Origin of the sequence: Nonomuraea longispora (genome assembly GCF_004348345.1) — a bacterium.
GTDB lineage: Bacteria > Actinomycetota > Actinomycetes > Streptosporangiales > Streptosporangiaceae > Nonomuraea > Nonomuraea longispora.
Window position 1 is genome coordinate 1 of record NZ_SMJZ01000012.1, and the last position, 24,359, is coordinate 24,359.

Annotated in this window: 20 protein-coding genes; 11 read left to right on the forward strand and 9 right to left on the reverse strand. The window is 70.0% G+C overall.

What is annotated here, in order from left to right:
• The 6 genes from E1267_RS05375 to E1267_RS05400 form a co-directional block, all read right to left on the reverse strand.
• The coding region (locus E1267_RS05375) for a class I SAM-dependent methyltransferase (RefSeq protein WP_220449349.1) at nt 1-473 on the reverse strand (473 nt) is incomplete at its 3' end.
• A gap of 1 nt (nt 474) precedes the next feature.
• Nucleotides 475-1,110 carry a DUF2461 family protein gene (locus tag E1267_RS05380; protein WP_165959466.1) on the reverse strand — a complete coding sequence of 212 codons (636 nt, stop codon included), beginning with the start codon at nt 1,108-1,110 and terminating at the stop codon, nt 475-477.
• 23 nt (nt 1,111-1,133) lie between these two features.
• Nucleotides 1,134-1,328, reverse strand: coding sequence for an MbtH family protein (locus E1267_RS05385; protein WP_132330379.1), 195 nt, complete (start codon nt 1,326-1,328; stop codon nt 1,134-1,136).
• A 92-nt stretch (nt 1,329-1,420) separates the two neighbouring features.
• Nucleotides 1,421-3,256, reverse strand: a complete 1,836-nt coding sequence (gene asnB / locus E1267_RS05390; RefSeq protein WP_132330381.1) for an asparagine synthase (glutamine-hydrolyzing) — start codon at nt 3,254-3,256, stop codon at nt 1,421-1,423.
• A 4-nt stretch (nt 3,257-3,260) separates the two neighbouring features.
• Nucleotides 3,261-4,346, reverse strand: a complete 1,086-nt coding sequence (locus E1267_RS05395) for an LLM class flavin-dependent oxidoreductase (RefSeq protein WP_132330383.1) — start codon at nt 4,344-4,346, stop codon at nt 3,261-3,263.
• A gap of 14 nt (nt 4,347-4,360) precedes the next feature.
• The gene (locus tag E1267_RS05400; RefSeq protein ID WP_281283590.1) at nt 4,361-5,665 is read right to left on the reverse strand and encodes an MFS transporter; all 1,305 of its coding nucleotides are present in this window, start codon (nt 5,663-5,665) and stop codon (nt 4,361-4,363) included.
• Between the two features lie 149 nt (nt 5,666-5,814).
• Here E1267_RS05400 and E1267_RS05405 point away from each other — a divergent pair, with 149 nt between their 5' ends.
• The 7 genes from E1267_RS05405 to E1267_RS05435 are packed head-to-tail and all read left to right on the forward strand — an operon-like array spanning nt 5,815 to nt 14,394.
• On the forward strand, nt 5,815-7,116 hold the full coding sequence (locus tag E1267_RS05405) for a cytochrome P450 (RefSeq protein ID WP_132330386.1): 1,302 nt from the start codon (nt 5,815-5,817) through the stop codon (nt 7,114-7,116).
• Nucleotides 7,117-7,118: 2 nt separating this feature from the next.
• Complete coding sequence (locus tag E1267_RS05410; RefSeq protein ID WP_132330388.1) at nt 7,119-8,597, forward strand: aldehyde dehydrogenase family protein; 1,479 nt, start codon at nt 7,119-7,121, stop codon at nt 8,595-8,597.
• Nucleotides 8,598-8,620: 23 nt separating this feature from the next.
• Nucleotides 8,621-10,219, forward strand: coding sequence for a tryptophan halogenase family protein (locus tag E1267_RS05415; protein WP_132330390.1), 1,599 nt, complete (start codon nt 8,621-8,623; stop codon nt 10,217-10,219).
• Nucleotides 10,219-10,773 carry a flavin reductase family protein gene (locus E1267_RS05420; protein WP_132330392.1) on the forward strand — a complete coding sequence of 185 codons (555 nt, stop codon included), beginning with the start codon at nt 10,219-10,221 and terminating at the stop codon, nt 10,771-10,773. Before E1267_RS05415 ends, E1267_RS05420 begins: the two co-directional genes overlap by 1 nt.
• Nucleotides 10,770-12,476 carry a non-ribosomal peptide synthetase gene (locus E1267_RS05425; RefSeq protein ID WP_201760365.1) on the forward strand — a complete coding sequence of 569 codons (1,707 nt, stop codon included), beginning with the start codon at nt 10,770-10,772 and terminating at the stop codon, nt 12,474-12,476. The genes E1267_RS05420 and E1267_RS05425 overlap by 4 nt, the downstream gene beginning before the upstream one ends.
• A complete protein-coding gene (locus E1267_RS05430; RefSeq protein WP_165959468.1) occupies nt 12,473-13,204 on the forward strand; it encodes a thioesterase II family protein in 732 nt (243 codons plus the stop codon). Before E1267_RS05425 ends, E1267_RS05430 begins: the two co-directional genes overlap by 4 nt.
• 2 nt (nt 13,205-13,206) lie before the next feature.
• The gene (locus E1267_RS05435) at nt 13,207-14,394 is read left to right on the forward strand and encodes a cytochrome P450 (protein ID WP_132330396.1); all 1,188 of its coding nucleotides are present in this window, start codon (nt 13,207-13,209) and stop codon (nt 14,392-14,394) included.
• A gap of 55 nt (nt 14,395-14,449) precedes the next feature.
• Here E1267_RS05435 and E1267_RS05440 read toward each other — a convergent pair whose 3' ends face one another.
• From E1267_RS05440 to E1267_RS05450, 3 genes are read right to left on the reverse strand one after another with little or no spacing between them, the layout of a single operon-like run.
• Complete coding sequence (locus E1267_RS05440; RefSeq protein WP_165959469.1) at nt 14,450-15,799, reverse strand: class II 3-deoxy-7-phosphoheptulonate synthase; 1,350 nt, start codon at nt 15,797-15,799, stop codon at nt 14,450-14,452.
• A complete protein-coding gene (locus E1267_RS05445; protein ID WP_132330398.1) occupies nt 15,796-16,572 on the reverse strand; it encodes an LmbU family transcriptional regulator in 777 nt (258 codons plus the stop codon). The genes E1267_RS05440 and E1267_RS05445 overlap by 4 nt, the downstream gene beginning before the upstream one ends.
• Entirely contained in the window at nt 16,569-16,817 is a 249-nt protein-coding gene (locus tag E1267_RS05450; protein WP_132330400.1) for a hypothetical protein, read from the reverse strand. The genes E1267_RS05445 and E1267_RS05450 overlap by 4 nt, the downstream gene beginning before the upstream one ends.
• 402 nt (nt 16,818-17,219) lie before the next feature.
• Between E1267_RS05450 and E1267_RS44085 the strand changes: the two genes are divergently transcribed.
• The 4 genes from E1267_RS44085 to E1267_RS05465 all read left to right on the forward strand — a co-directional run bounded on the left by E1267_RS44085 (nt 17,220) and on the right by E1267_RS05465 (nt 24,309).
• A complete protein-coding gene (locus E1267_RS44085; protein WP_161714317.1) occupies nt 17,220-17,387 on the forward strand; it encodes a hypothetical protein in 168 nt (55 codons plus the stop codon).
• Nucleotides 17,388-17,398: 11 nt separating this feature from the next.
• On the forward strand, nt 17,399-19,588 hold the full coding sequence (locus E1267_RS05455) for a TOMM precursor leader peptide-binding protein (protein WP_132330402.1): 2,190 nt from the start codon (nt 17,399-17,401) through the stop codon (nt 19,586-19,588).
• A gap of 18 nt (nt 19,589-19,606) precedes the next feature.
• Nucleotides 19,607-21,127 (forward strand): SagB family peptide dehydrogenase, encoded by a 1,521-nt coding sequence (locus E1267_RS05460; protein WP_132330404.1) that lies wholly within the window; start codon nt 19,607-19,609, stop codon nt 21,125-21,127.
• 953 nt (nt 21,128-22,080) lie between these two features.
• The gene (locus E1267_RS05465; RefSeq protein ID WP_165959470.1) at nt 22,081-24,309 is read left to right on the forward strand and encodes a sensor histidine kinase; all 2,229 of its coding nucleotides are present in this window, start codon (nt 22,081-22,083) and stop codon (nt 24,307-24,309) included.
• Nucleotides 24,310-24,359 lie beyond the last annotated feature (50 nt).

Consider the following 24,359-nt stretch of genomic DNA (forward strand, 5'->3'; position numbering starts at 1 on the left):
CCCAGGGACCCTCCGGCCGTCCAGGACGCCAGGCCGATCCGGCCGCCCGGCTTGCAGACCCGCAGCAGCTCGGCCGCGGTGCGCTTCTGGTCGGGCGCGAACATGGCGCCGAAGGCCGAGAGGACGACGTCGAAGTCCGCGTCCGGCAGCGGGATGTCCTCGATGTCCGCCTCCATGAGCCGCGCGGACACCCGCTCGGCCGCCATGCGGCGTTGAGCGTCCTCCAGCATCGTGGCGGAGAAGTCCAGCCCGGTGACCTGGGCGAAGCGTCGCGCGCAGGCGATGGTCGCGTTGCCGCTGCCGCAGGCGGCGTCGAGCACGCGCTCGCCGGGCCGCACGTCGAGGCGCTCGGCCAGGAGTTCGCTGGCGATGGTGGTGGTTCCGGCGACCGAGGTGTAGTCCCCGGCCGACCACGCGGAACGCTGGTAGTGCTTGAGTGACGAGGAACGGGCGGTCGTAGGGGAGATGGGCACGTCAATCCTCCAATGGCGCGAAGCGGCGCAGCCAGCCGCTCAACGGAGCCGCACGCTCCCACGCCCCCGTGATCAGGCCGGCGGCACCGGGGTTGCCCAGCCAGAGCGACGCCGGCCAGCGCCAGGTGGCCGCGAGGCCGGTGCGACGAAGCAGGGCGATGTGGGGATGGCTCTGCGGATGGCCGCGGGGAGCCTTCTTCAACGTCTCCCCCGAGACGGTGAAGCCCTCGGCCTCCAGGGCCGAGATGATCGTCAACAGCCGCGCGCCCGCGGGACCGGCCGCCGCCGCGCGAAAGCGGCTCAGCCAGACGCCGCGGGCGCGGACGACACCCACGGAGGCGATCAGCTCCCGGGCCGACACCGACAGGTAGTGGTGCGTTCCGTTTCCGGCGAACTGCACGCCGAGGTGGGTGTGGTACGGGTGCCGGCCGTCCGCGAACCGCGCGTCCTTGCGGAGCCGGAAGATATGCGCCTTCCCGTACTTGTGCTCGAGTTCGGCGGCGAGGGTCCTGGTGGGTTCCAGGACCGCTCGCCGGTACAGGTCGCGACGGGCGTCCAGGTAACCGGGAGAATTGTCTTGTTCCAGGCCGGTGAAGAAAGTGGCGAGTTCCGGGCTCCAGCCGGCGAACGCGGTCACCTGGATCCCCCTTTCTCGCTGGTTCAGATTTCCGCCGGGGCGGTGCGCAGGCTCAGTGGACGCATATCCGTCCACAGCTCCTGGACGCGGGAGAGACAAACCTCTTTCGTGCCCTCGGCGCCAACGGGATGCCAGCCGCCCGGAATATCTTGGTCGGCGGGCCAGATAGAGTACTGCTCCTCGTGGTTTCGCACGACCACAAATGACCTCTCCGGCATGCGGGACTCCTTAGTGAGTGGGCGCGGTAAATGCATGATGCCATTCTGCGGTGCTGTATGCCATTGACGCCGTACTGCCAGCGGTACAGCCGTCAGGGAAGCCGCACGTCAGGGCGGTAGATATCCAGCCACAGCATGACGTCGAGTACGCGTTCCATGCCGAGCCTGGCCAGCTTGTCCACCGCCGATGCCTCCTGCCGGGTGGTCGCCTGCAGCCGGCGCCGGTCGGCCAGGGCGAACACCGGATGGTCGGGCCGCCCGAGCAGTTCCCGGGTCTGCTCCTGCAGCGCTTTGACGTAGGAGGTGGCCTGGGCGGAGGGGTAGGCGCTCTTCACCCGGTCCGCCACGACCGCCGGGAGCCTGTCGCGGACCGCGCTGCGCAGCAGGCTCTTCTCCCTGCCGTCGTGGTTCTTCATGGACCACGGGGCGTTGTAGACGTACTCCACCAGCCTGTGGTCGCAGAACGGCACCCGCACCTCCAGCCCCACCGCCATGCTCAGCCGGTCCTTGCGCTCCAGCAGGAAGCGCACGAAGCGGGTCAGGTGCAGGTGGCTCATGACGCGCATGCGATATTCCAGGTCGCTCTCGCCGTCCAGCCGGTCCACCCCGCGTACGGCGTCGGCGTAGCAGGCACGCCGGTACTCGTCCAGGTCGAGGGCGGCGCGGACCTCCGGTTTCAGCCACACGGCGTCCCGGTCGAGCGGGCCCGCGTTGACGGCGATCCAGGGGAACTCGTCCGCCCACCGGATCCGGTCGTCGTGGAACTGGCGGTAGCCGCCGAAGACCTCGTCGGCCGACTCCCCCGACAGGGCGACCGTGGAGCGCTCGCTGATCGCCTTGAACAGCAGGTACAGGGAGAAGTCCATCTCACCGAACCCCACAGGCAGGTCGCGGGCCTCGAGCGCCCTGCGGCGCACCTCGGGGTCGGCCAGCGCGGCGTGATCCAGCATGATGTCGCGGTGGTCGGCTCCGACGTGGTCGGCCACGGCGCGGACGAACGGCGCGTCGGGTGTGCCGCGCAGGTCGTCGGGCAGGAAGCCGTCTGACTGCCCGACGAAGTCCACGGAGAAGGTGGGCACGGCCTCGGCGCCGAGGTGCCCAGCGGCCAGGACGGTCAGCGCGCTGGAGTCCAGGCCGCCGGACAGCAGCACGCAGCGGGGGACGTCGGCGACCATCTGCCGGCGCACGGTGTCGCCGAGCAGGTCGCCCACGCGGGTGATCGTGGTCTCCAGGTCGTCGGTGTGCGCCCGGGTCTCGAGCCGCCAGTAGACCCGCTCACGCCGGCCCCGGGCGTCCACGGTGACGACGGTCGCCGGCTCGACCTGCCGCATGCCGTGCCAGACCGCCTGCCGGGGCGTCATGACGAAGGCGAGCCACTCGCGCAGCCCCTCGGCGTCGACCACGCGCTCCGCCGCCGGGTGCGCCAGGATCGCCTTCGGCTCCGACCCGAACAGCAGGCCGTCCCGCGTGGGGAGGATGTACAGCGGTTTGACGCCGAGCCGGTCGCGGATCAGCACCAGCCTCTCCTCGCGGGTGTCCCAGATGGCCAGGGCGAACATGCCGTTCAGCCGCTCGGCCACCCGATCGCCCCAGCGCAGGTAGCCGCGCAGGACGACCTCGGTGTCGCTGGAGGTCCGAAACCGCTCGCCGAGCTTCTCCAGCTCGCCGCGCAGCTCGGTGAAGTTGTAGACCTCGCCGCTGAAGACCAGGCACACCTCGCCTCCCGGTACGGAGGCGGTCATCGGCTGGGCGCCTCCCTCCAGGTCGATGACGGCGAGGCGGCGGTGCCCCAGGGCGGCGTGCGGGGCCGTCCACATGCCTTCCGCGTCGGGTCCGCGGCAGGCCATGGTCCGCGTCATCGCCTCAAGCGTCGGCCTCTCATGGCTCAGGTCACGCTCGAAGGAGACCCATCCGGTGATTCCACACATGCCGTTACCTCCCCAGTTCCTGCGGCCACACCGCAGGCAGCACCTTGTCGACCAGCAGCCGGGCCGCCTCGCCGATGTCGGGGCCCAACGGCGAGCCGAGGTAGAAGTCGTCGAAGCCGAGGGACTGGATGAGCTGCGCCAATGCTCCCAGCCGCTCGGCGCACGCCTCGGGCGTTCCCGACACGATGAGCCCGTCCAGCAGGTCGTTGGACACGTACTGCGCGGCTTCCGGCAGGGGTTTGCCGCCGCGCAGCGCCGTGCGCACCATGGCCGCCGACTCCATGTCGAACCCGGCCCGCTCCAGGTCGGGCCAGAGGACCGGGTTGCCGGCGACGATCGCCGCCTGCCTGCGGGCGAACTCCCTGGCCGCGGCGCCGTCGTTCGACACGCAGCAGTTCAAGCCGTACAGCAGGCGGAACGGCCGGACTTCCCGGGTTCGCCGCGCCAGCGCCACCACGTCTCGCACGGTCTCGTGATCGCCGGCTTCCAGGGCCGCGTACGACACCGCCGGATAGGTGCTGGTGCAGATCAGCCCGTCCGCGAGGTCTTCGGCCAGCGCCCTGCTTTTGGGCCCGCCGATGGCCATCAGGATCGGGATCTCCCTGGTCAGGGTGAACGTCAGCTGTGCGATGGCGTCGTCGCGCCAGCCCAGCCGTTCGCTCAGCAACGGGTAGTCGCGCAACAGCACGATCTCGCCCGCCCACAGCCGCCTGATGAGCCCGATGCACTCGCGCAGCAGGGCGAGCACGGAACGTTTGGTGAACATGCTCGACACGAGTGAGCCACCGGTCCCGATGCCCATCTGCACCGTATGGCCGGGCGCCACCAGCTCGGCGATGGTGGCCATCGCGGCGGCGATGTCGATGGGGTTGCGCGACAGTGGGATGGTCACGCCGCTGGCCACGCCCACGTGCCGGCCGGCGGCGATCGCCGACATCAGCACGTGGGAGTTGCGCGCCAGCATCTGGTCGGGCACCCAGATGGTGCTGAACCCGCTGCTCAGCACCGAGCTGGCGGTCAGGATCTCGTCGGCGGAAACCCACGGAGCGATCTGGACCCCCGAAGGGCGGATCCCGGAAAGAGTTGTCATGATCGTCCTCTCGGTCAGGTGAGCCCGCGCCTCGGTTCCGAGGTGCGGGAGAGGGTGGCCACGGTCACCACGCCGGCCAGCACCAGGCCGACCGCCACGTAGACCGGCAGTTGCGCCGGACCGCCGCTCAAGGCGTTGACCACCGCGGGGACCAGGCCCGCCAGGGCGAATCCTCCGTTGATCGACAGGGCCGTCCCCGAGGCGCGGATCGAGGTGGGGAACCGCTCGTTCAGGAAGATGGGCAGCGGCCCGAACGCGGCGATGGTCAGCCCGGAGAGCAGCAGCGCCGGCAGCGCCACCATGACGGGGGACGCCACCTCGGCCAGCCACATGTACAGGCAGGGCAGCGCGACCATGTTGACCGCGGAGGCGCACAGCAGCACGCGACGCCTGCCGTAGCGCTCGCTGAGATGGCCGCTGAGCGGCGCGAAGACGAAGGCACCGAGGTTGACCCAGACCAGGATCACACTCACCGTCGCCACGCTCAGCCCGTTGACCACCTGCAGGAAGCTGGGCAGCAGGCCCAGGGTGAGCAGGAAGAAGGTGGCGACGCCGAAGACCACGGCGATGTTGGCCGCGAGCACCTTCCGGTGCGGTCCCCGGGTGAGCAGCGGAGCCAGCGGGCTCGCCACGCGGTCCGGCTTGGCGCTCCAGAGCGGGGATTCCTCCACGTACTTCATCACGAGCACGCTGACCAGCACAGGCAGGCCGCCGGCCAGGAACATCACCCGCCAGCCCCACTCGTTGAAGGCTTCGCCGGGGAAGATCCTGGTCGTGGCGAACAGGGCCAGCGCGGCGAGCAGGCTGCCCAGCGCGGTTCCGCCCCCGCCGACCACCCCGGAGACCAGCCCGCGCCAGCGAGCCGGCACCGACTCGGTCGCCAGGGTGAGAGTGGATGCGAAGACGCCGCCGACGAACAGGCCCTGGACCAGGCGCAGGAGCAGCAGCAGCAGCGGGGCGGCGACGCCGATGGCCTGCGCGCCGGGCAGCATTCCCATGAGGGCGGTCACGCAGCCCACCCCGAGCAACGCCACGACCATGGCCCGTTTGCGGCCGTGCCGGTCGCCGATGACGCCCATCAGCGCGGCGCCGATGGGCCGCATGATCAGCGTCGCGGCCAGCGCGACATAGCTGCCTGCCAGCGCCAACGCGGTGTTCTCGAGGGGAAAGAACACCGCCGCGATGGCGGGTGCGACGAACACGATCACATAAAGGTCGTACAGGTCAAGGGCAAATCCGATGACGGATGAAACTGTGGCTCTGAATCCATGCGGTGACCTCGTGGTCGCTTCGGCAAGGACAGCGCTCTCTGCTTTCACCGGCAATCTCCTTTCACGTCCGGGACGCTAACCATCGTGCGTGCCGGGTCGGTGGGTTGACAAATATCGGAAGTCGGCCGACCTTAGTCGGAAGTGAGCGCAGGATTTGCGCCTAATCACATGCCCGCTGTTTATCTCGCGCTATTGGCATGCTCAAAAGGAAGTGGTCCCTGATGACGGTCAGCGCCGACATCCGATCCCAGAAGGTGCGGGTCGACATGTTCGGGAAGGATTTCCTGAACAACCCCTATCCCGACTACGTCCGGCTCAGGGAGGAGGAGCCTGTTCATTGGGACAACCGGCTGAACGGATGGGTGATCACCCGGCACAGCGATGTGTACGCCGCCCACCTGGACCCCGAGACGTTCTCCTCCCACCGCCTGGGCGCGATGGTCTCCAACAAGGTCGGCCCCACCTCCTCGGACGAGATGAAGAGGTTCATGGACCTCGCGCCGGAGTGGATGCTCTTCCGCGATCCGCCCGACCACACCCGCATCCGCAGGCTGTTGAACCGCGAGTTCCGCGCGCGGGACATGCGCGCGCTGCGCCCCGCGATCGAGGAGATCGCCACGGAGGTCATCCGGCGGGCGGCCGGCAAGGGTGAGTTCGACCTCGTCAAGGACTTCGCGTATCAGCTTCCCGGACGGGTGCTGGCGACGATGTACGGACTGCCGTCCGCCGAGGGCACCCGCCTGACCGACTGGTGGTACGAGATCCGGCACATGCAGCGGGTCTTCCTCGGAGCCGACCCCACCCAGGTGGCGCCGTCCGGCAGCCCGACCGCCGAGGCGTTCAGCCAGATGACGCCCTACCTGGCCGAGCTCATCGGGGACAGGCGAAGCCGGCCCAAGGACGACCTGGTCACCAGGGTGATCGCCATCGCCGAGCGGGGCGAGGAGGAGGCGCTGGGGCTCAGCGAGCAGGAGATGTTCGCGCACCTGCTGCTGTTGCCGCTGGCGTCCTTCGGCACCACGATGGACCTGATCGGCAACGGGGTCCTCGGCCTGCTCGGCCAGCGTGACCAGTGGGACCTGCTGAAGGACGAGCCCGAGCTGATCCCCTCCGCGGTGGAGGAGGTGCTGCGTTACGACGCCTCCGTGCAGCTCACGCACCGCCTGGTGACCCGTGACATCGAGGTGGCCGGACAGCCGATCGCCGGCGGAGAGCTGGTCTACCTCGTCCGCGGCGCGGCCAACCGCGACCCCGAGCGGTGGCCGGCCCCCGACCGGATCGACGTGCGGCGCCACGACTCGGGACACGTCGGGTTCGGGGTCGGCATCCACCGCTGCCTCGGCGCCGGGCTGGCGCAGGTGATCACGGCCGCGGCGCTCAAGGTGCTGACCCAGTGCGTGCCCGGCCTGTCACCCGTGCCCGACCGGCCGCATCGGTGGAAGGCGGACACCCCGCAGTTCCGTGGCCTGGCCGAATTTCCCGTACGGGGGGAGCGGTAGCCATGGGGCGGTCCGCGCAGGTCTTTCAGTCACAGTGGATCGACGGGGATTGGCGGCGATCCGACGCGACCGACGGCATCGACGTGATCGACCCGAGCGACGAGAGCCTGCTGGCCATCGTTCCCGCGGGCACGCTGGTGGACGCGCGCCGGGCCGCCCAGGGAGCACGGGCGGCCCAGCCCCGATGGGCGGCGACCCAGCTGAAGGAGCGGATCGCGTTCGTCGAGCGGCTCGCCCGCAGGCTCTCCGAGCGGGCGGACGAGCTGGCCGAGGTCATCATCTCGGAGGTCGGCGCGCCCGCGACGGTGGCGCGGCAGGCGCAGGTCGGTCTCGCCGTCACGATGACGGCCTCCTTCGCGGATCTGGCGGCCGGATTCGCCTTCGAGCGGCGGGCGGGAAACTCGCTCGTGCTGCGCGAGCCCGCGGGAGTGGTCGCGGCCATCACCCCGTGGAACGTGCCGCTGCTGCTCACGTTGCAGAAGGTGGTCCCCGCGCTGCTGGCCGGCTGCACCGTCGTCCACAAGCCCAGCGAGCTGACGCCCCTGCACGCCTATCTGCTCGCCGAGATCACCGCCGAGTGCGGTCTGCCGCCGGGCGTCTTCAACGTCGTGGTGGGCACCGGCGAGGGCGCCGGGGCCGACCTCGTGCGCAGTCCGGACGTGGACATGGTCTCGCTGACCGGCTCGGTCCGGGCGGGCCGTCACGTCGCCACGATGGCGGCCAACCGGGTCAAGCGCGTCCATCTGGAGCTGGGCGGCAAGAACGCCAGCGTCTTGCTGGACGACGCCGACCTGCGGCAGGGAGTGGCCGCCACCGTGGACCAGATGTGCTTCAACTCGGGGCAGGCGTGCCTGCAGTGGAGCAGGCTGCTGGTGCCCGCCGACCGGCATGACGAGGCGGCGGAACTGGCGGCCGGTCTGGTCGGCCGGTACCGCGTGGGTGAGCCGCGCGACCCGCGCACCGACCTCGGTCCGCTCATCACCGACCAGGCGCGCGAGCGCGTGCGCGAATACATCAGGGCCGGAGTGGCAGAGGGCGCCCGGCTGCTCGCCGGAGGCGAGGATCCGCCGGAGGGGTACGGGCGCGGGTACTACGTCCGTCCCACCGTGTTCTCCCATGTGCGGGACACCATGACCATCGCCAAGGAGGAGATCTTCGGCCCGGTGCTGTCGGTCATGCCGTACCGGGACGAGGAAGAGGCCGTCCGGATCGCCAACAACACCCCGTACGGCCTGCACGGCGCCGTGTGGTCCGCCGACACCGGCAGGGCGCAGGACTTCGCCAGGCGGATGCGGGTCGGCCAGGTGGACATCAACGGCGGGCCGTTCAACGTCCTGGCGCCCTTCGGCGGAGTCAAGCAGTCGGGCATCGGCCGTGAATGCGGCGTGGAGGGGCTGGAGGAGTTCTGCGAGACCAAGTCGCTCCAGCTCCCGGTGGAAGTGGCGGAGCCGGTCGGGCCACGGCTGCGCGCACACGCATAGACCGATCCAGAAGGAGTTACCACATGTCCCACGACAACCGCGTGCGCAACATTGTCATTCTCGGCGGCGGCACGGCCGGCTGGATGACCGCATCCTACCTGAGTAAGGCATTGCAGCGGACGGTGAAGATCACTGTCCTGGAGGCGCCGACCATCCCGCGCATCGGCGTGGGCGAGGCCACCGTGCCCAATCTGCAGCGTGCCTTCTTCGACTACCTGGGGATCCCTGAAGACGAGTGGATGCGGGAGTGCAACGCCAGCTTCAAGGTGGCGGTCAAGTTCATCAACTGGCGCACCCCGGGGCCCAGCTCGCCGACACCCCAGCCACTGGGCGGGCGTACCGACCAGTTCTTCCACCCCTTCGGCCTGCTTCCGTCCGCCGACCAGATCCCGTTGTCGCACTACTGGGTGGCCAAGACGCTGAAGGGCGAGACCGACGAGCCGTTCGACTACGCGTGCTTCAAAGAGACGGCGATCATGGACGCCAACCGGGCGCCGCGAGCGCTCGACGGCACCCCGGCGACCTATTACGCCTGGCATTTCGACGCCCAGAAGGTCGCGAACTTCCTGCGCACGTTCGCGGTGGAGAAGCAGGGCGCCGAGCACGTCGAGGATCAGATGACCGAGGTGCTGCGGGATGAGCGCGGGTTCATCACCGCGCTGCGCACCGCCGGCGGGCGGCTGCTGGAGGGCGACCTGTTCATCGACTGCTCCGGCTTCCGCGGCCTGCTGATCAACCAGGCGATGGAAGAGCCGTTCATCGACATGAACGACCACCTGCTGTGCGACAGCGCGGTGGCCACCGCGGTCCCGCACGACGACGCCGAACACGGCGTGGAGCCCTACACCTCCGCCATCGCGATGTCGTCGGGGTGGACGTGGCGGATCCCGATGCTCGGCCGCTTCGGCACCGGGTACGTGTACTCCAGCCAGTTCGCCACGAAGGATGAGGCGGCCGAGGAGCTCTGCCGGCTGTGGGGCCTGGACCCGGAGAACGCCCCGCTGAACCACATCCGCTTCCGGGTGGGCCGCAACCGGCGCGCCTGGGTGCGTAACTGCGTGAGCATCGGGCTGGCCTCGTGCTTCCTGGAGCCGCTGGAGTCCACCGGGATCTACTTCGTCTACGCGGCCATCCACCAGCTGGCCAAGCACTTCCCCGACCGTACGTTCGACCCTGTGCTGATCGACAGCTTCAATCGCGAGATCGAGGAGATGTTCGACGACACCAGGGACTTCATCCAGGCGCACTTCTCCCTGTCGCCGCGCACGGACACGCCGTTCTGGCGGGCGAACAAGGAACTGGAGCTGGCAGACGGGATCAAGCAGAAGATCGCCATGTACAAGGCGGGTCTTCCGATCAACCTGCCGATCACCGACGAGCGTGGCTACTACGGCAACTTCGAGGCCGAGTTCCGTAACTTCTGGACCAACGGCAGCTACTACTGCGTCTTCTCCGGCATGGGCCTGCGGCCCGACAAGCCGCTGCCTTCGCTGACGTACAAGCCCGAGGCCATCGAGGCCGCCGAGACGCTCTTCGCCAACGTCAAGCGCCACCAGAAGGAGCTCGCAACCTCGCTGCCCAGCAACTACGAGTTCCTGCGGCACCTGCACGGGGACAGCTGATGACCGCCGACGAGCTGCGGGTTCTCGACGAACCGATCGCGTCGGCGGGCGAACATCGGGCGCTGATGAGCCGGTTCCCCACCGGGGTCGCCGTGGTCACGGCGGCGGACACCGTCGGCCGTCCGCACGGCATGACGTGCTCGTCGGTGGCCAGCGTCACCCTGTGCCCGCCGACGATCCTGGTGTGCCTGCGGGTGGGGAGCGCCACGCTGCGTGCCGTACACGAAGGCGGCGCTTTCGCGGTGAACCTGCTGGACGCGGAGGCCCGTGCCACGGCGGAGCTGTTCTCCGGGCCGGTGCCCGACCGGTTCGCCCGGGTGCGCTGGATCAGGTCGCACGCCGGGCTGCCGTGGTTGGTGGATGACGCGCTGGCGATGGCCGAGTGCCGGCTGAGCAGGGTGATCCCGGACGGTGACCACGAAGTGCTCTTCGGGCGGCTGCTGCGCGTGACCGAGAAGCCGGGGACCCCTCTCCTGTACGGCATGCGGTCCTACTCGGTGTGGCGGCCGTCATCCCTGGCCGGCTCCGCGGGGATGGAGGACATGAGCGCATGACGACCAATACCGATGTTTCCGAGATGTTCGCTGCGCTCGACCGGTGGGCGGCCACCCGTCCGTCCGAAACCGCGGTGCACGCGCCTGACGGGACTCTCACCTTCGCGCAGCTCGCCGACCGTACGCGGACGATCGCGGGAACGCTGGCCGCGCACGGTGCCGGACCCGGCACCCAGGTGGGACTGTGCCTCGGCCGCAGCCACCTGTCGGTCGCCGCGCTGCTGGCCGTCTGGTGGACGGGGGCGACAGCCGTACCGCTGGACGAGCGGCACCCCGCCGACCGGCTCAGCTTCGTGCTGCGCGACTCCGACACCCACCTGATCCTCGGTGACGGCGTGCCCGCGGGGGCCGTCCCGCAGCGGTGCCGGGTGCTGCCGTCCGGCGCGTTGTGCGAGCCGAACCCGGCGCCGCGCCGGGCCGACCCGCACCCCTCCAGCGTGGCGTACGTCATCTACACCTCGGGCACGACCGGCTGGCCGAAGGGAGTCGAGGTGCCCTACCGGGGGCTGGGGGCCTTCGTCGCCGCGCTGGGCGAGTTGGACCTGCCCACGGGCGGCACGGGCGTCAACGCGGTGTCCCCGGCCTTCGACGGCTGGCTGTGGTGCGCGCTGCTGTACCTCCGGTACGGCCAGGGCATGACGATCATCGACACCGACCTGGCCGAGAACGTCGCCGCCGCGGCGCCCGACGTGGTGTGCATGACGCCTTCGCTGCTGCTGGCCTGCGCGGAGGAGGTCGGAGGGGCCGACGTGCTGGTGGCGGCGGGGGAGCCGCTCCCCGCCGCACTGGCTGCCCGGTTCACCGGCAGGATGCTCAACGTCTACGGGCCGACGGAGGCGACCATCGCGGCCACCTGCGCCGACACGGCGAGGGGCGACGACGTCACGACCATCGGGCGGCCCCTTCCCGGCTACACCGTCCACATCCTGGACGCTGATCTGCGGCCCGTTCCCCCCGGCACCCCGGGGGAGCTGTTCATCGGCGGGCCCGGCGTGGCGGCGGGCTACCGCCGCCGTCCGGGGCTGACCGCCGAGCGGTTCCTCCCCGACCCGTTCGCCGCCGACGGCAGCCGGCTGTACCGCACGGGCGACCTCGCGCTGGAACGCCCTGACGGCCTGCTGGAGTACCGCGGGCGCTGCGACGAGCAGGTGAAGATCCGCGGCTTCCGCGTGGAGCTGTCCGAGGTGGAGCGGGTCGCGGTGCAGACCGACGGCGTGCGCGGCGCCGCCGCCTACCTGCTGGCCGGCCGGGACGCGCTCGGGCTCGCCGTGGTGGTGGAGTCGGAGGAGTGCCTGGAGGCGGTGCGTACGGCATGCGCCGGGCGGCTGCCGGCGGCTGTGGTCCCGGCCCAGGTGACGGCGGTCCCGGCGCTGCCCACCACCCCCACGGGCAAGGTGGATCGCGCGGCACTCGCCATGATGACGGCCGCCACGGCGACCGGCGGACGGTCACCGAGCACGCGTAGCGAGCGTGTGGTCTGCGACGCCTGGAACGATCTGCTGCCGCAGCCGGTGCACGACGTCGACGCCGACTTCTTCGAGCTGGGCGGCCACTCGCTGCTGGCTGCGCGCGCCGTGGCGGCTCTGCGCAGGTCGACGGGGGTACGGCTCACGGTCAGGCAACTGCTGGCCAACCCCACGGTGGCGGGTCTCGCCGCCGAGCTGGACCGGCTGGGCTGGGTTCCCGCGGAGGAGGTGTCGTGAGCGGATCCTGGCTCCTGCCGTTCGATGCGGGGCCGCCGCGGCCGGTGACCCTGCTGTGCCTGGCCCCCGCGGGGGCCGGCTGCGGGCAGTACCGTCCGTGGCAGGCCATGGCGGGGCCGGAGGTCTCCGTCGTCGGGGTCCAGCTTCCCGGCCGGGAGACCCGCTGGGCGGAGCCCCCCGCGACCAGCGTGCACGAGGTCGTCACCGGGGTGCTCGACGAGCTGACCGCGCTGCTCAAGCCGGACGACCCGCTGATCGTCTTCGGCCAGAGCTTCGGCGGCCTGCTGGGCTACGAGATCGTCCGCAGGCTGGGGGAGGAGCACGGGCGCCGGCCCCGCGCGCTCGTCGTGGCCGGCTGCCGCCCACCCCACATGTGGGTCGGCGCCGGCCGGGGCCTGGCCGACGACGACGCCGAGCTGGCCCGGCTGCTCGACGTGCGCGCCCTGGACGAGAACGACATCGACGAGGACAGCCGCGAGCTGCTGCTCGACGTCCTGCGGCAGGACGCGCGGCTGTCGCTCACCTACACCCATCACGCGGCGGCCACCCCGGCCACGCTCGAGGCGTGGGGCGGCCAGGCCGACGAGACCGTCACGTCCGGTCATCTCGACGGCTGGCGCGCCTACGCGGGAGGCGGGTTCCGCAAACGGATGTTTCCCGGCGGACACTACTTCTGCCTTGAGCGGGCGGGCGACGTGGTCGCCGCGCTGAGGCGGCACTGGAGCTGACCATGCAGGTGAATCTCAAAGACCCCGAGCTGTTCGGCCGGGGCAGGTTCTGGCCGGTGCTGGCGTGGCTGAGGCAGCACGACCCGGTGCACTGGCACGAGGAGGACGACGGCCCCGGGTTCTGGGCGGTGACCCGCTACCACGACATCGTGGGGGTGTACACCGACCAGAAGTCCTTCAGCTCCCGTTACGGGATGCGCCTGGACAGCGACCCCGGAGCGGTGTCGGCCGTCGCCCAGCGCATGCTGATCGTCTCCGATCCGCCCGATCACACCCATCTGAAGAGCGTGCTGGCCAAGGAGTTCGGCCACGCCGAGGTGCCGCGGCTGCAGGCGCTGGTCGAGCAGGTCGTGCGTGCCGTCGTGCGGGACGCGGTGTCCCGGGGCGAGGTCGAGTTCCTCGACATGGCCAAGCAGATCCCCAACAACGTGGTGTGCGCGTTGATGGGGATCCCGCGCAGCGAATGGGAGTGGGTGGGCGCGGTGACCACCGAGGCGTTCGAGGGAGACGACGAGGCGACGCGCGCGGGAGCCCACAGCGAGATCTTCCTCTTCTTCACCGAACTGCTCGCCGAGCGGAGGCGGAACCCGGGTGCCGACTTCGTCAGCCGCATCGCCGCCGAGCGCCGGACCACCGGCCAGGGCGAGGAGCGGCCGCTCACCGATGAGGAGATCGTGTTCAACTGCAACGGTGTGCTGGCCGGGGCGAACGAGACCACCCGGTACTCGGCCGCCGGCGGCGTACTGGCGCTCATCGAGCGGCCCGACCAGTGGGAGCTGTTGCGTACGGCGGGACCGTCGGGCGTGCCGAGCGCCGTGGAGGAGGTCCTGCGGTGGACGGTGCCCGGTGTGCACGCGCTGCGCACCGCCGTCCGGCCCACCAAGATAGGCAACGTGCGCATCGCGGTCGGGGATCGGGTGACCCTCTGGAACGTCTCGGCCAACAGGGACGAATCAGTGTTCGAGCAGGCCGACCGGTTCCGCGTCGACCGCTCACCCAACCGGCACATCACCTTCGGCGCCGGCCGGCACCTGTGCCTGGGCGCCCGGCTGGCCCGCCTGGAGCTGAAGATCTTCTTCGAGGAGCTGATCGGCCAGGTGAGGCGGATGGAGCTGGCCGGCGAGCCGGTCTACAACGCCTCCAACTTCACCTGGGGCCTGCGGAGCCTGCCGGTACGGCTGGCTCCGTGAGAACACAAGCGCCCGGCGGACGCCGGGCGCTTGTGTTTCCCCTCAACCGGATGGTTCATCTCGACTGATACAGGTCCGCTACGGTAAAGGCGAGATCGAGGCACTGCCGCCTGTTCAGCCGGGGATCACAGGTGGTCTCATAACGCCGGTGCAGATCGCCTTCCGCCAGGTCGTGCTCCCCGCCGACGCATTCGGTCACGTCCTCGCCGGTGAACTCGATGTGCAGACCCCCCGGATGCGTGCCCAGCGCGCGATGAACGGCGAAGAAGCCGTCGATCTCGTCGATGAGGTCGTCGAAGCACCGGGTCCTCAACCCGCTGGGGGAGACGAACGTGTTGTGCATGGGGTCGCACACCCACACGACCGGGGAGCCGTGTGCCGACACCGCCTCCACGATCGGGGGAAGGACGCGCCGGATCGCGTCCGCCCCCATCCTGGTGACGAACATCAGCCGTCCGGGCTCGCGCGCCGGGTTGAGCAGGCGGCTGAGCGTCACCGCGTCGGCGGGCGTGGTCTGCGGCCCCAGCTTGACGCCGATCGGGTTGCGGATGTGCCGCGCCCACTCGACGTGCGCGCCGTCGAGTTGCCGGGTGCGGTCCCCGATCCACAGCAGATGCGCGGACAGGTCGTAGGTTCCGCCGCTGGCGGGGTCCACTCGCGACAGCGCCGCCTCGTAGTCCAACAGCAGCGCCTCGTGGCTGGACCAGAAGTCCACCGTGTGCACCTGCTCGGGATCCACCCCGCAGGCGTGCATGAATGCCAACGCGCGGTCGATCTCGGTGGCGATCCTCTCGAACCGCCTGCCCGCCGGGCTGGTGGCCACGAAATCCATGTTCCAGGCGTGGACCTGCCGCAGGGACGCGTCGCCTCCTCTGGTGAAGGCTCGGCACAGGTTCAAGGTGATCGCGCCGGCGTGGTAGGCCCGCAGGAGCCGGCGGCAGTCCGGCATGCGGGCGTCCGGGCTGAGTTCGAGGCCGTTGACCGCATCGCCGCGATAGGCGGGCAGGGTGACGTCTCCCCTGGTCTCGGTGGGCTGGGAGTGCGGTTCGGCGAACTGACCGGCCAACCTGCCGATCTTGATGACCGGCACCTGCGCCGCGTACGTGAGGACCACCGCCACCTGCAGCAGGCATGTCAGCTTGGTGGTGGTGGTGCTCTCGGTCGCCCCGGCGAACGTCTCCGCGCAGTCTCCGCCCTGCAGCACCACCGCCTCACCCCGCTGCACGGCAGCGAGGCGGTCCTTCAGCTGGTCGCACTCACCCGGAGTCACCAGCGGAGGCAGCGACCGCAGTTCGGCGATCACCGAGTCGAAGGCCACCGGGTCCGGCCAGCCGGGCTGCTGGGCAATGGGAAGGCCCCGCCATGTCTCCGAAGAGCTCATGGCGGGGCGGATGTCGACGGTCATGACATGGAACGCCCGCCGCCGGCCACCAGGAGCGCTTCGCCGGCCTCGGCGGACGCGACGTTGCCGGGTGCGGCGGGCGTCAGGACGATCATCTCGTCGCCGGCGGGAAGGGCGAGGTTCCTCGTGCGCCGCTCGGGCAGCAGCAACAGATCGGCAACCTGGTCCAGGACCATGGTCATCCATTCGTGCAGGGTGCGCTGGGCCTCTCCGGCCGCCTGCTGCCAGCGCTCCTCCCTGGAGTGGTCGATGTGCAGCGTGACCGGGGTCTCCTGCGGGCGCACGCGGGCGCCGACACACTTGTTGCGCAGCTGGTGCCGCAGTTGGTTGCGCGACCACCGGTTCTGCTCCACCCGGTCCAGCCACTCGTCCTGCTCGTCGGGAGCCAGCGACGCCAGCTCCGCGTGGTGCTGGAAGCTGACCCTGTCACGGCGGCGGTTCATCGGGAAGCGACGCGCGACCCACGCGTAGTTCCGCAGCGTCTGGTAGTTGAGCGACGTGCCGGCGATGGCCCGCTGGTAGCGATCGGGGAACGACTTCTCACCGTAGTTGAGCCAGTCGCCGAGCCACCACGTCGACGAGTCGGTGATGAGCGCGATCTGCTTGCCCAGTCGCTCCCAGGAGGCGTACGGCATCGCCTGGGGCAACACCAGCCCGACACGCTTGGTGAGGACCGTGCTCGGCAGGCCGAGCCGGCTCGGGGCGGCCGGGGATCTGCGGGTCGGCATCGCGGCGGTCGTGCCGTTGTGCTCGTTGTGGTGCATGGCGTCCCTCACGCTGTGTTCCCGTGCATGACCTCGCCGGCCACCGGCTCCCAGGGGCCGTAGGCGACGGTTATGGAGCGGGCGACCACCTTGGCGTTGGCTGTGCCCATGGCCGCCATCTCGCGGTGCGCGCACTCGGCCGCTTCCCTGTCCATGCCGAAGTCCTCAACCATGGTCTGCTGCTGGTCGGTGAACATCACGGCGTATTCGAGGTAGCTGCCGATCACTTGATGGGTGGGGTCCAGAGTTTGCGTCATGGTTTCCTCACTTCGTATTGACAAAGGTTTCCGCAGCGTCGGGGCACTGACACTCTCGTCCACCGGCAACCCGGGCCGTACGAGGGCCGGCGGCCCTCGCCGATGACCGCCCTACCAGGGCATCAGCCTGCCGCTCGGGGCGCGCAGGTCCATCTCGGGACGCGCTCGACGCACGCGTGCCCGTGGCCGCCTACGCCGATGGACTCTGGTCATCGCATTTCCTTCCATTTCCGGTTATTTCTCGATCAGAATAGAGTCGCGGCAGCGAGGGATCGACGGAATGGATCACTTGTGCGGCGTGAAGTATTCACGGCGCACTAATGAGCAGCTAACTAGGAATATCGCTCGAAGCGGCCCACGATCTGGCTGTTCAGGTTTCTTCCCCGTTCCCAAGGAGAGGTCATGACCGCTTCGGTACTCCCGCGCCCCGACGTCCGGGCAGGACGCCGCTCCACCACGCTCGCCACGTGGACCAGGACGGACCTGGAGCCGCCCGCAGCCTGGGCGGCCGACCTCGTCATCGATGACCTGGCCGACCCGGCGCGGCCCGCCTGGCCCACCTACTGCTGAGTGAGGCGGCCATGGTGGTCAAGGCAGACCGACTGTTCCTCGGTTTCAAGCGACACCTCCGGGTGGACCCGGGGCCGGGCGGGGCGGTGTACGTGACCTCCGCGCGCGGCACGACCGCCCTGGAAGGAACGCTGGTCCACCGGCTGGCGCCGCTGCTCGACGGCACCCGCACCGTGGCCGAGATCCGCCGGGCGATGGCGCCGTGGGCGTCGGAAGGCAGACTCGGCCACATGCTGGGGCGCCTCGCGCAGGCGAACCTCGTCGGCTTCCAGACGACCTCCAGGACCGCGGCCGACGCCTACTGGGACCTCGCCGGCATCGACGGGGCAGGGGCCGGCGCCACGTCCACGTCGGTCGCGGTCATCGGGCTCGCGGGCGCCCAGGCCGCGGCCGATGCCTGCCGGGCCGCCGGGCTGACCGTCACGCAGGACCAACGACGCGCCGACGCGTTGCTGGTGCTGTGCGCCGACTACCTCGACCCGCGGCTGGCGGAGATCAACGCACAACGGCTGGCCGACGGAAGGCCCTGGCTGCTGGCCACCGCCTGCGGACCCGACGTCTGGGTAGGCCCGGCCTTCGAGCCGGAGAATGGTCCGTGCTGGGAGTGCCTGGCGGCGCGGCTGCGCCGACGCCGCACGGGCACGCCGGGCCCGCCCGAGGCGTCGCTGGCCCCGACCCGCGCCCTCGGCATGCACCTGGCGGTCCTGGAGCTGACGAAATGGCTGGCCGGCGCGGCAAGCGGGCTCCGCGAGCAGGTGTGGACGCTGGACACGGTGAATCTGGCGCTGTCCTGCCATCCGGTCACGAGCCGCCCGCAGTGTCCCGCGTGCGGAGACCGCGACACGACGCGCGTGAGCGTGACCCCCTCGCCCACGGCGGCGACGGGCAGCACGCCGGGCAACAGCCATCGCGCGATGCCGCTGGAAGACGTGTGGGAGCGGTACCGTCACCTGGCCGACCCGGTGACCGGCATCACCGACCCCATCCGGCCCGACCCTCGCAGCCCCCGGTTCGTCCACTGCTACCTGTCGGGCAGGAACCTCGCGCTCGACGGCGAGGAAGGAGCGGGAGTGCGGCAGTGGAGCGGCGGCAAAGGCCGCACCGACCTGGAGGCGCGGGTCAGCGCCCTCGGCGAGGCCGTGGAGCGGTACTGCGGCACCCGGCTCGGCGACGAGCAGGTCGTCCGCGGCAGCTTCCACGAACTGCGCGGAGACGCCGTCCACCCGGACACCTGCCAGCTGTTCCACCCGCGTCAATATGCCGACCGGGTGCGCTGGAACGCGGGCGCCATGCCGTTCCAGCAGATCCCGGAACCCTTCGACGACCGGGCGGTCATCGACTGGACCCCGGTGCGCTCGCTGACGACGGATGCCCAGCGCCTGCTGCCCACCGACCTGCTCTACTTCAACGGCGGCGCCGGCGTGCCCTCCCTCAGGGCCACCTCCAACGGCAACGCCGCGGGCGCGAGCCTCGCGGACGCGACCGTGCAGGGCTTCCTCGAACTGGTGGAACGCGACGCGGTGGCGCTGTGGTGGTACAACATGACCCGGCAACCGGTGATCGACCAGGCGTCGTTCGGGGACCCGTTCATCGCCGAGGTCTTCGACGGCTACGCGGGTCTCAACCGCGCCCTGTGGCTGCTCGATCTCACCTCCGACCTCGGAGTGCCCGTCGTGGCGGCGATCTCGCGCCGCACCGACAAGCCGGCCCAGGACATCATGCTCGGCTTCGGCGCCCACTTCGACGTCCGCATCGCCGTACGGCGGGCGCTCACGGAACTCGGGCAGCTGCTGTCCGCGGTGGTCGACGCCAAGGCCGACGGCACCGGGTACGCACCGGCCGACGAGCACCTCATGGCGTGGTGGCGCAACGCCACCACGGCGGACCAGCCGTACCTGCTCCCGGACCGGGACCGGGCGCCACGACGCCTCACCGACTACCGCGAGGCCGTGCACGGTGACCTGGAAGCCGATCTCGACACCATGCACGCCATCGCCGAGCGGCACGACCTGGACGTTCTCCTGCTCGACCAGACCAGGCCCGACGTCGGCATGCCGGTCGTCAAGGTGACCGTGCCCGGCCTGCGGCACTTCTGGGCCCGCTTCGCCCCGGGCCGGCTGTACGACGTCCCCGTCCGGCTGGGGCGGCTGCGCCGCCCCACCGCCTACCGGGATCTCAACCCCACCCCGCTCTTCCTCTAGTCGCAGGAGTAACCGATCATGGCTGCCGGATTCGGGGACAAGAGACGCGACCTGCACGCGTTGTGGTCCTTTCGCGAGGACGTCCACCTCGAAGCCGCCCCCCACGGCAAGACCCTGGTGCTGCACAGCCGCTGGGACGAGATCGAGGTGCCCCATCCGGGGCCGGCGGTGTTCGACGCGCTCCGGCGGATGAGCCTGGGACCGATTCACCTGGACAACGTCATCAGCGACGAGGCGGACCTGGCCACGCTCCATCGCCTGCTGGACCGCCTCGACCCCCTGGTGGTGCGCTCGTTGGGCGTGGATCGGGAGCAGCCGATGGTGTCGGTGGTGCCGCTCGTCCAGCGGTCGCGCCTGCGGGTGATCCCCGTGGCCGCCGACGTTCCGGTTCGCCTGTCCAGGTTCGCGGTCATCAACACCAACGGCAGGGACTATCGGCTCGAATCACCCCTGGCACTGCATCGGGTGCTCCTGCACACCGCCGAAGCCATGAGCCTGGTCGGTCACCTGAGGCGGCCGACCAGGCCGGACGCGGTCCGTGACGCTCCACCGTACTTCTCCACCCTCGTCGCGTACCTGGCGGCGGCGGGGATGGTCGTGGGGGCGGAACGCGACGAGCCGTTTCGTCCGGTGGAGTTCGCCGAGGACACCGACGACGCGCTGATCTCATGGTCGCCGGTCAACCTGCTCTTCCACAGCCGTTCCACGCTGGGCAGGCACGACCTGGCCTTTGGGGCGACGCATCCGGTGGGGGACAGGCGTGGCATCGAACCCGTGGTCGTGCCGCCCGGAGACACCGGCCTCATCAGGCTGTACCGGCCCACCTGGGAGGCGCTGGTGGCGGTCGATCCGCCGCTCAGTGCGGCGGTGGAGGCGGCGAACGGGGCGCGCCCGGCCGCGGGACCGCTCACCGCACGGGAACTCGGCGAGCTGCTGTACCGCGCGGCCAGGGTGCGCTCGGTGAGCGGCCCACCGGGCTCGCCCGAGGAGACCAGCGATCGCCCGTACCTCAGCGTCGGCTCGCGCTACGAGCTGGAACTGTATGTCGTCGTGGGTGACTGCAACGGAATCTCGCAAGGTGTATACCGCTACGACCCGCTGAGCCACGGGCTGCGAGCTCTGCCGAGCGAAACACGCGCCGTCGTTGCCGCGCTGGAGAACGCGCGGCTGGTCGCCCAGATGCCTGACCTGCCGCCCGCTCTCGTCGTCATCACCGCGCGGTTCCGCCGTCTGTCCTGGAAGTACAACGGGCTCAGTTACGCCATGATCCTGAAAAATGTCGGCATGCTCACCCAGACCCTGTGCCTGGTGGCTGCCGGACTGAGCCTGGGCGTATACCCGCTGGAATGCGTGGACATCGAACGGTGGGCCGACGCCCTGGGCGCGGACTGGCGGATCGAATCCAGCGTGGGCGCTCTCGTCCTCGGCAGGAAGCCGCATCCGGGGGACGACGCGGCCGTGACCGGCTGGCACGAAGTGAATGACGCGCACTGGGCCGATCTGGCGCACCGGTTGATGCCGGATGACGAGACGACCTGAACGGCATTCGACGGCCACCACCGCTCACCGCGCGTCCACGGTGCGCGGTGACCCGGGCGACCTTCGACCCGGTTGAGCGGCCCAATCCGCAGGTCCGGGCCAATGGTGCGACTTTCCTACGGTTGCGTGTTTCGCGAATAATTTTTCGCATGTTCCGGGTGGCGTCGTCGACTGCCCGGAAACGTTCCTCTGTCGTGCAACCATCAATGAGTGACATAGTTTCAGTGAATTTCGGTAGGTATTTGTGCTCGAAATAGGTAAGGATTAGTGCTGCGCTGTCACTCTGCTGAAGCCGACGGTGACCTGCCGGAGGGCCCTCAACGCCACGGATGTGCCACGGATGTGCCACGGACGGCGTCCAAGAAATCGCAGTCGTTCGAACGATTTCGCTGGAATCATCTCACTGTGTATTAAGGCGACCGGTGAGGTGTGGCAAGATGTTCCCGGTGTACCGTCCACGGTTGGCGTGGGGATCGGAGGTGGAACCCGATCACGACGAATGCCGAGCTGCTCACCATGGGGTTCCCGTCGCCGAATGTGCCAGAGCCGGTCATGGCCCAGGTCGGAGCAGCCAGATCGCACGCGGCCATCGTCGTCGGCTCTCAGCACCCGGCCGACCCTTCGTGCCGGCAACTCATTCGCCTGACGAGGGCGGGTCTCGAGGCTCATAGCAGTCTGTCGCCGCCCGCCCGCGGCGCCGTTGACCCGATCAACGTGCCTTCCGCCGCCGCCGACGGGGTCCGGCGGGAGCTCCGGATCGGCGATGTCCCGTGCATCGGCACCGGAACGCGGCCTTGTGCCACGGAGAGGCCGCGACGTCACCTTGGCCGATCTGACGATCAGCAAGCTGGCAGGAAGGCGGTCTAGCCGCGAAGGGGGGCATGGTAGTGGGCCCGCACTTACATGGTCAGGAGCGTGATCGGCTCGCGTCCGCGGAACCGCGGACGCGGCGCGTGGCGTGGGCCGTCACCGCCACCGTCGCAGTTGGCTATGCCACCAATTCGCTGATCACCGTCGTGGCCGGCGGCCTGCGCGGCGCGGGCCTGCTCGCCTTCCTGTGCTGTCTGGGCGTTGTCGTATCTCTGCAGCTCGCGCACTACAGCCAGGGCGCGCTCAGCTGGCCGGGCCGGGTCCGCTTCGTCACGCTTCTGGTGCAAGGGCTCGCCACGTTCGCTCCCGCCGCCTGGGTGGGGCCGCAGTTCGGCGCCGCCGCGGGTTTCCTGGCCGGTTCGATGCTGCTGGTGATCCGAGGCGGCGCGCGGTGGGTGCTCTACCTCGCGGTGGGCGCCGCGGTGCTGGTCGCGGCGCTGTTGCAGGGACAGCCGTGGGAGCCGCTCAACCTGGTCTACGCCGTGCACTTCACGCTGCTGACCGGCCTGATGCTGTACGCCGTCGGGTCGCTGTCGACGATAGCCGCCGAGCTGCGCGACTCCCGCAGCGATCTTGTACGCATGGCGGTCGTGCAGGAACGATTGCGGGTCGCCCGTGACCTGCACGACCTGGTGGGACACGACCTTTCCGCGATCACTCTCCGGTACGAGCTGGCGTACCGCCTGCTGCCCGCCGCTCCCGCGCGGGCCTCCGAGGAGATGCGTCACGTCCTGGATGTGGTACGGCAGGCCACGGTCGGCGCCCAATTCGTTACCGGTGGATACGGCCGGATGTCGCTCGCCGAGGAGAAGACAGACGCCGCCGCCACCCTGTCCGCCGCCCAGATCGAAGCCGGGATCCGCATCCCCGACGTCACGCTCGCAGGACGCCTGGACGAGGTGATGGCGGTCGTACTGCGCGAAGGGATCACCAATGTGCTGCGGCACAGCAAGGCGCAGCAGTGCCAGATCGAGCTGGTCGTCGAGGGCGACACGGTCAGGTTCCAGGTGGCCAACGACGGAGCGGACGCGGTTCCGGACGACCTCACCGCCCGCGGCGACGGATTGGGCAACCTGACCGCACGCCTGGCGGAGGTCGGCGGACGCTTGACAACCAGGAGCGAGGGCGACTGGTTCTACCTGACGGCCGAGGCCCCGGCACGCCACCAGGCCGGGTCGTCCGATCGTCATTCGACGGACGGCTTTTCGCCGACCGGCTGGACGCGCGAGGCCGGGGTGGCACAACGATGGGGGCCGAAGATGGCGTCCGGCATCGTTGTGGTGGTGCTGGCCGGCTACGCCGTCACCATGCTGCTCAACATCGTCTGGATGTACTCCGGGGCGGCAGGGGCGCTGGGCGCCGCGGCCTGCGTGGCGATCATGCTCGTCATGCAGCTGCTGCTCACCTTCGGGCTGCTGCGCAAGCCTTGGATGCGCTGGGCCGCACTGCTGGTGGAAGCCGCCGCCGCCTTCCTGCCGCTGGCCTGGCTGCACGCCCCCTGGGGCGGCATGGGCGGGTTCGTGGCGGCGGCCGTGCTGCTCGTGGTGACCGGCATGGTGCGGTGGGTCCTGTATGCCGCCTTGGGGGGTGCCGTGCTGACGCTGGCGGTGCTGACCGGGACGAGCGTCAGCATGGGCGCCTGGCTCACCATCTCGACGCTGCTCACAGGCCTCGTCGTGTACGGCGTGAGCTGGCTGGTGACCATGGTGGCGGAGACGCACGCCGCGCGCAGCGAACTGGCGCACGCCGCCGTCGAGCGGGAACGGCTGCGTATGGCACGCCAGCTGAACGACGTGCTCGTGGACGGCCTGTCGCAGGTGGCGCTCAAAGGCGTGCTGGCGTGCCGCCTGCTGGGCACGACTCCCTCCCGAGCGCACACGGAGCTGGAGAGAATCCTGGAGCTGCTCAGGCGCATGCTGTCCGACGTGCGCCATGTGGCCAGCGACTACCGGAACATCTCCTTCATCGGCGAGGTCGATTCCGCGCGGGCGATCCTGGCCGCGGCCGGGATCGAGGTCACGGTCGATCTCCGCCTCGGAACCCTGGACAAGAAGACCGACGCCGTGTTGGCGACCGTGCTGCGCGAGGCGGTCACCAACATCCTGCGGCACAGCACCGCCCGCCGGTGTGTCATCGAGGGAGAGGACGGCCGGTTGACCATCAGGAACGACGGGGTGGAGCTTCCTCCGGGTCCGCGTCCGGTGCACAGCCAGCATGGTGTGGGCGATCTGGCGCGGCGCCTGGACGGCGTCGGCGGGCGGCTGGAGGCCCTTGTCGAGGACGGGTGGTTCAAGGTGACCGCTCTCTTGTGAGAGCGGCTGACACGATTGCGATAGTCACTGCAGCTCGGACATGCTGGAAG

What these genes read in the sequence shown, in the direction of transcription:
- E1267_RS05385 (WP_132330379.1), bottom strand. Translation starts at nt 1,328, where the DNA reads ATGCCGGAGAGGTCATTTGTGGTCGTGCGAAACCACGAGGAGCAGTAC.
- asnB (WP_132330381.1), bottom strand. Translation starts at nt 3,256, where the DNA reads ATGTGTGGAATCACCGGATGGGTCTCCTTCGAGCGTGACCTGAGCCAT.
- E1267_RS05395 (WP_132330383.1), bottom strand. Translation starts at nt 4,346, where the DNA reads ATGACAACTCTTTCCGGGATCCGCCCTTCGGGGGTCCAGATCGCTCCG.
- E1267_RS05405 (WP_132330386.1), top strand. Translation starts at nt 5,815, where the DNA reads ATGCTCAAAAGGAAGTGGTCCCTGATGACGGTCAGCGCCGACATCCGA.
- E1267_RS05410 (WP_132330388.1), top strand. Translation starts at nt 7,119, where the DNA reads ATGGGGCGGTCCGCGCAGGTCTTTCAGTCACAGTGGATCGACGGGGAT.
- E1267_RS05415 (WP_132330390.1), top strand. Translation starts at nt 8,621, where the DNA reads ATGTCCCACGACAACCGCGTGCGCAACATTGTCATTCTCGGCGGCGGC.
- E1267_RS05420 (WP_132330392.1), top strand. Translation starts at nt 10,219, where the DNA reads ATGACCGCCGACGAGCTGCGGGTTCTCGACGAACCGATCGCGTCGGCG.
- E1267_RS05425 (WP_201760365.1), top strand. Translation starts at nt 10,770, where the DNA reads ATGACGACCAATACCGATGTTTCCGAGATGTTCGCTGCGCTCGACCGG.
- E1267_RS05435 (WP_132330396.1), top strand. Translation starts at nt 13,207, where the DNA reads ATGCAGGTGAATCTCAAAGACCCCGAGCTGTTCGGCCGGGGCAGGTTC.
- E1267_RS05440 (WP_165959469.1), bottom strand. Translation starts at nt 15,799, where the DNA reads ATGACCGTCGACATCCGCCCCGCCATGAGCTCTTCGGAGACATGGCGG.
- E1267_RS05450 (WP_132330400.1), bottom strand. Translation starts at nt 16,817, where the DNA reads ATGACGCAAACTCTGGACCCCACCCATCAAGTGATCGGCAGCTACCTC.
- E1267_RS44085 (WP_161714317.1), top strand. Translation starts at nt 17,220, where the DNA reads ATGACCGCTTCGGTACTCCCGCGCCCCGACGTCCGGGCAGGACGCCGC.
- E1267_RS05455 (WP_132330402.1), top strand. Translation starts at nt 17,399, where the DNA reads ATGGTGGTCAAGGCAGACCGACTGTTCCTCGGTTTCAAGCGACACCTC.
- E1267_RS05460 (WP_132330404.1), top strand. Translation starts at nt 19,607, where the DNA reads ATGGCTGCCGGATTCGGGGACAAGAGACGCGACCTGCACGCGTTGTGG.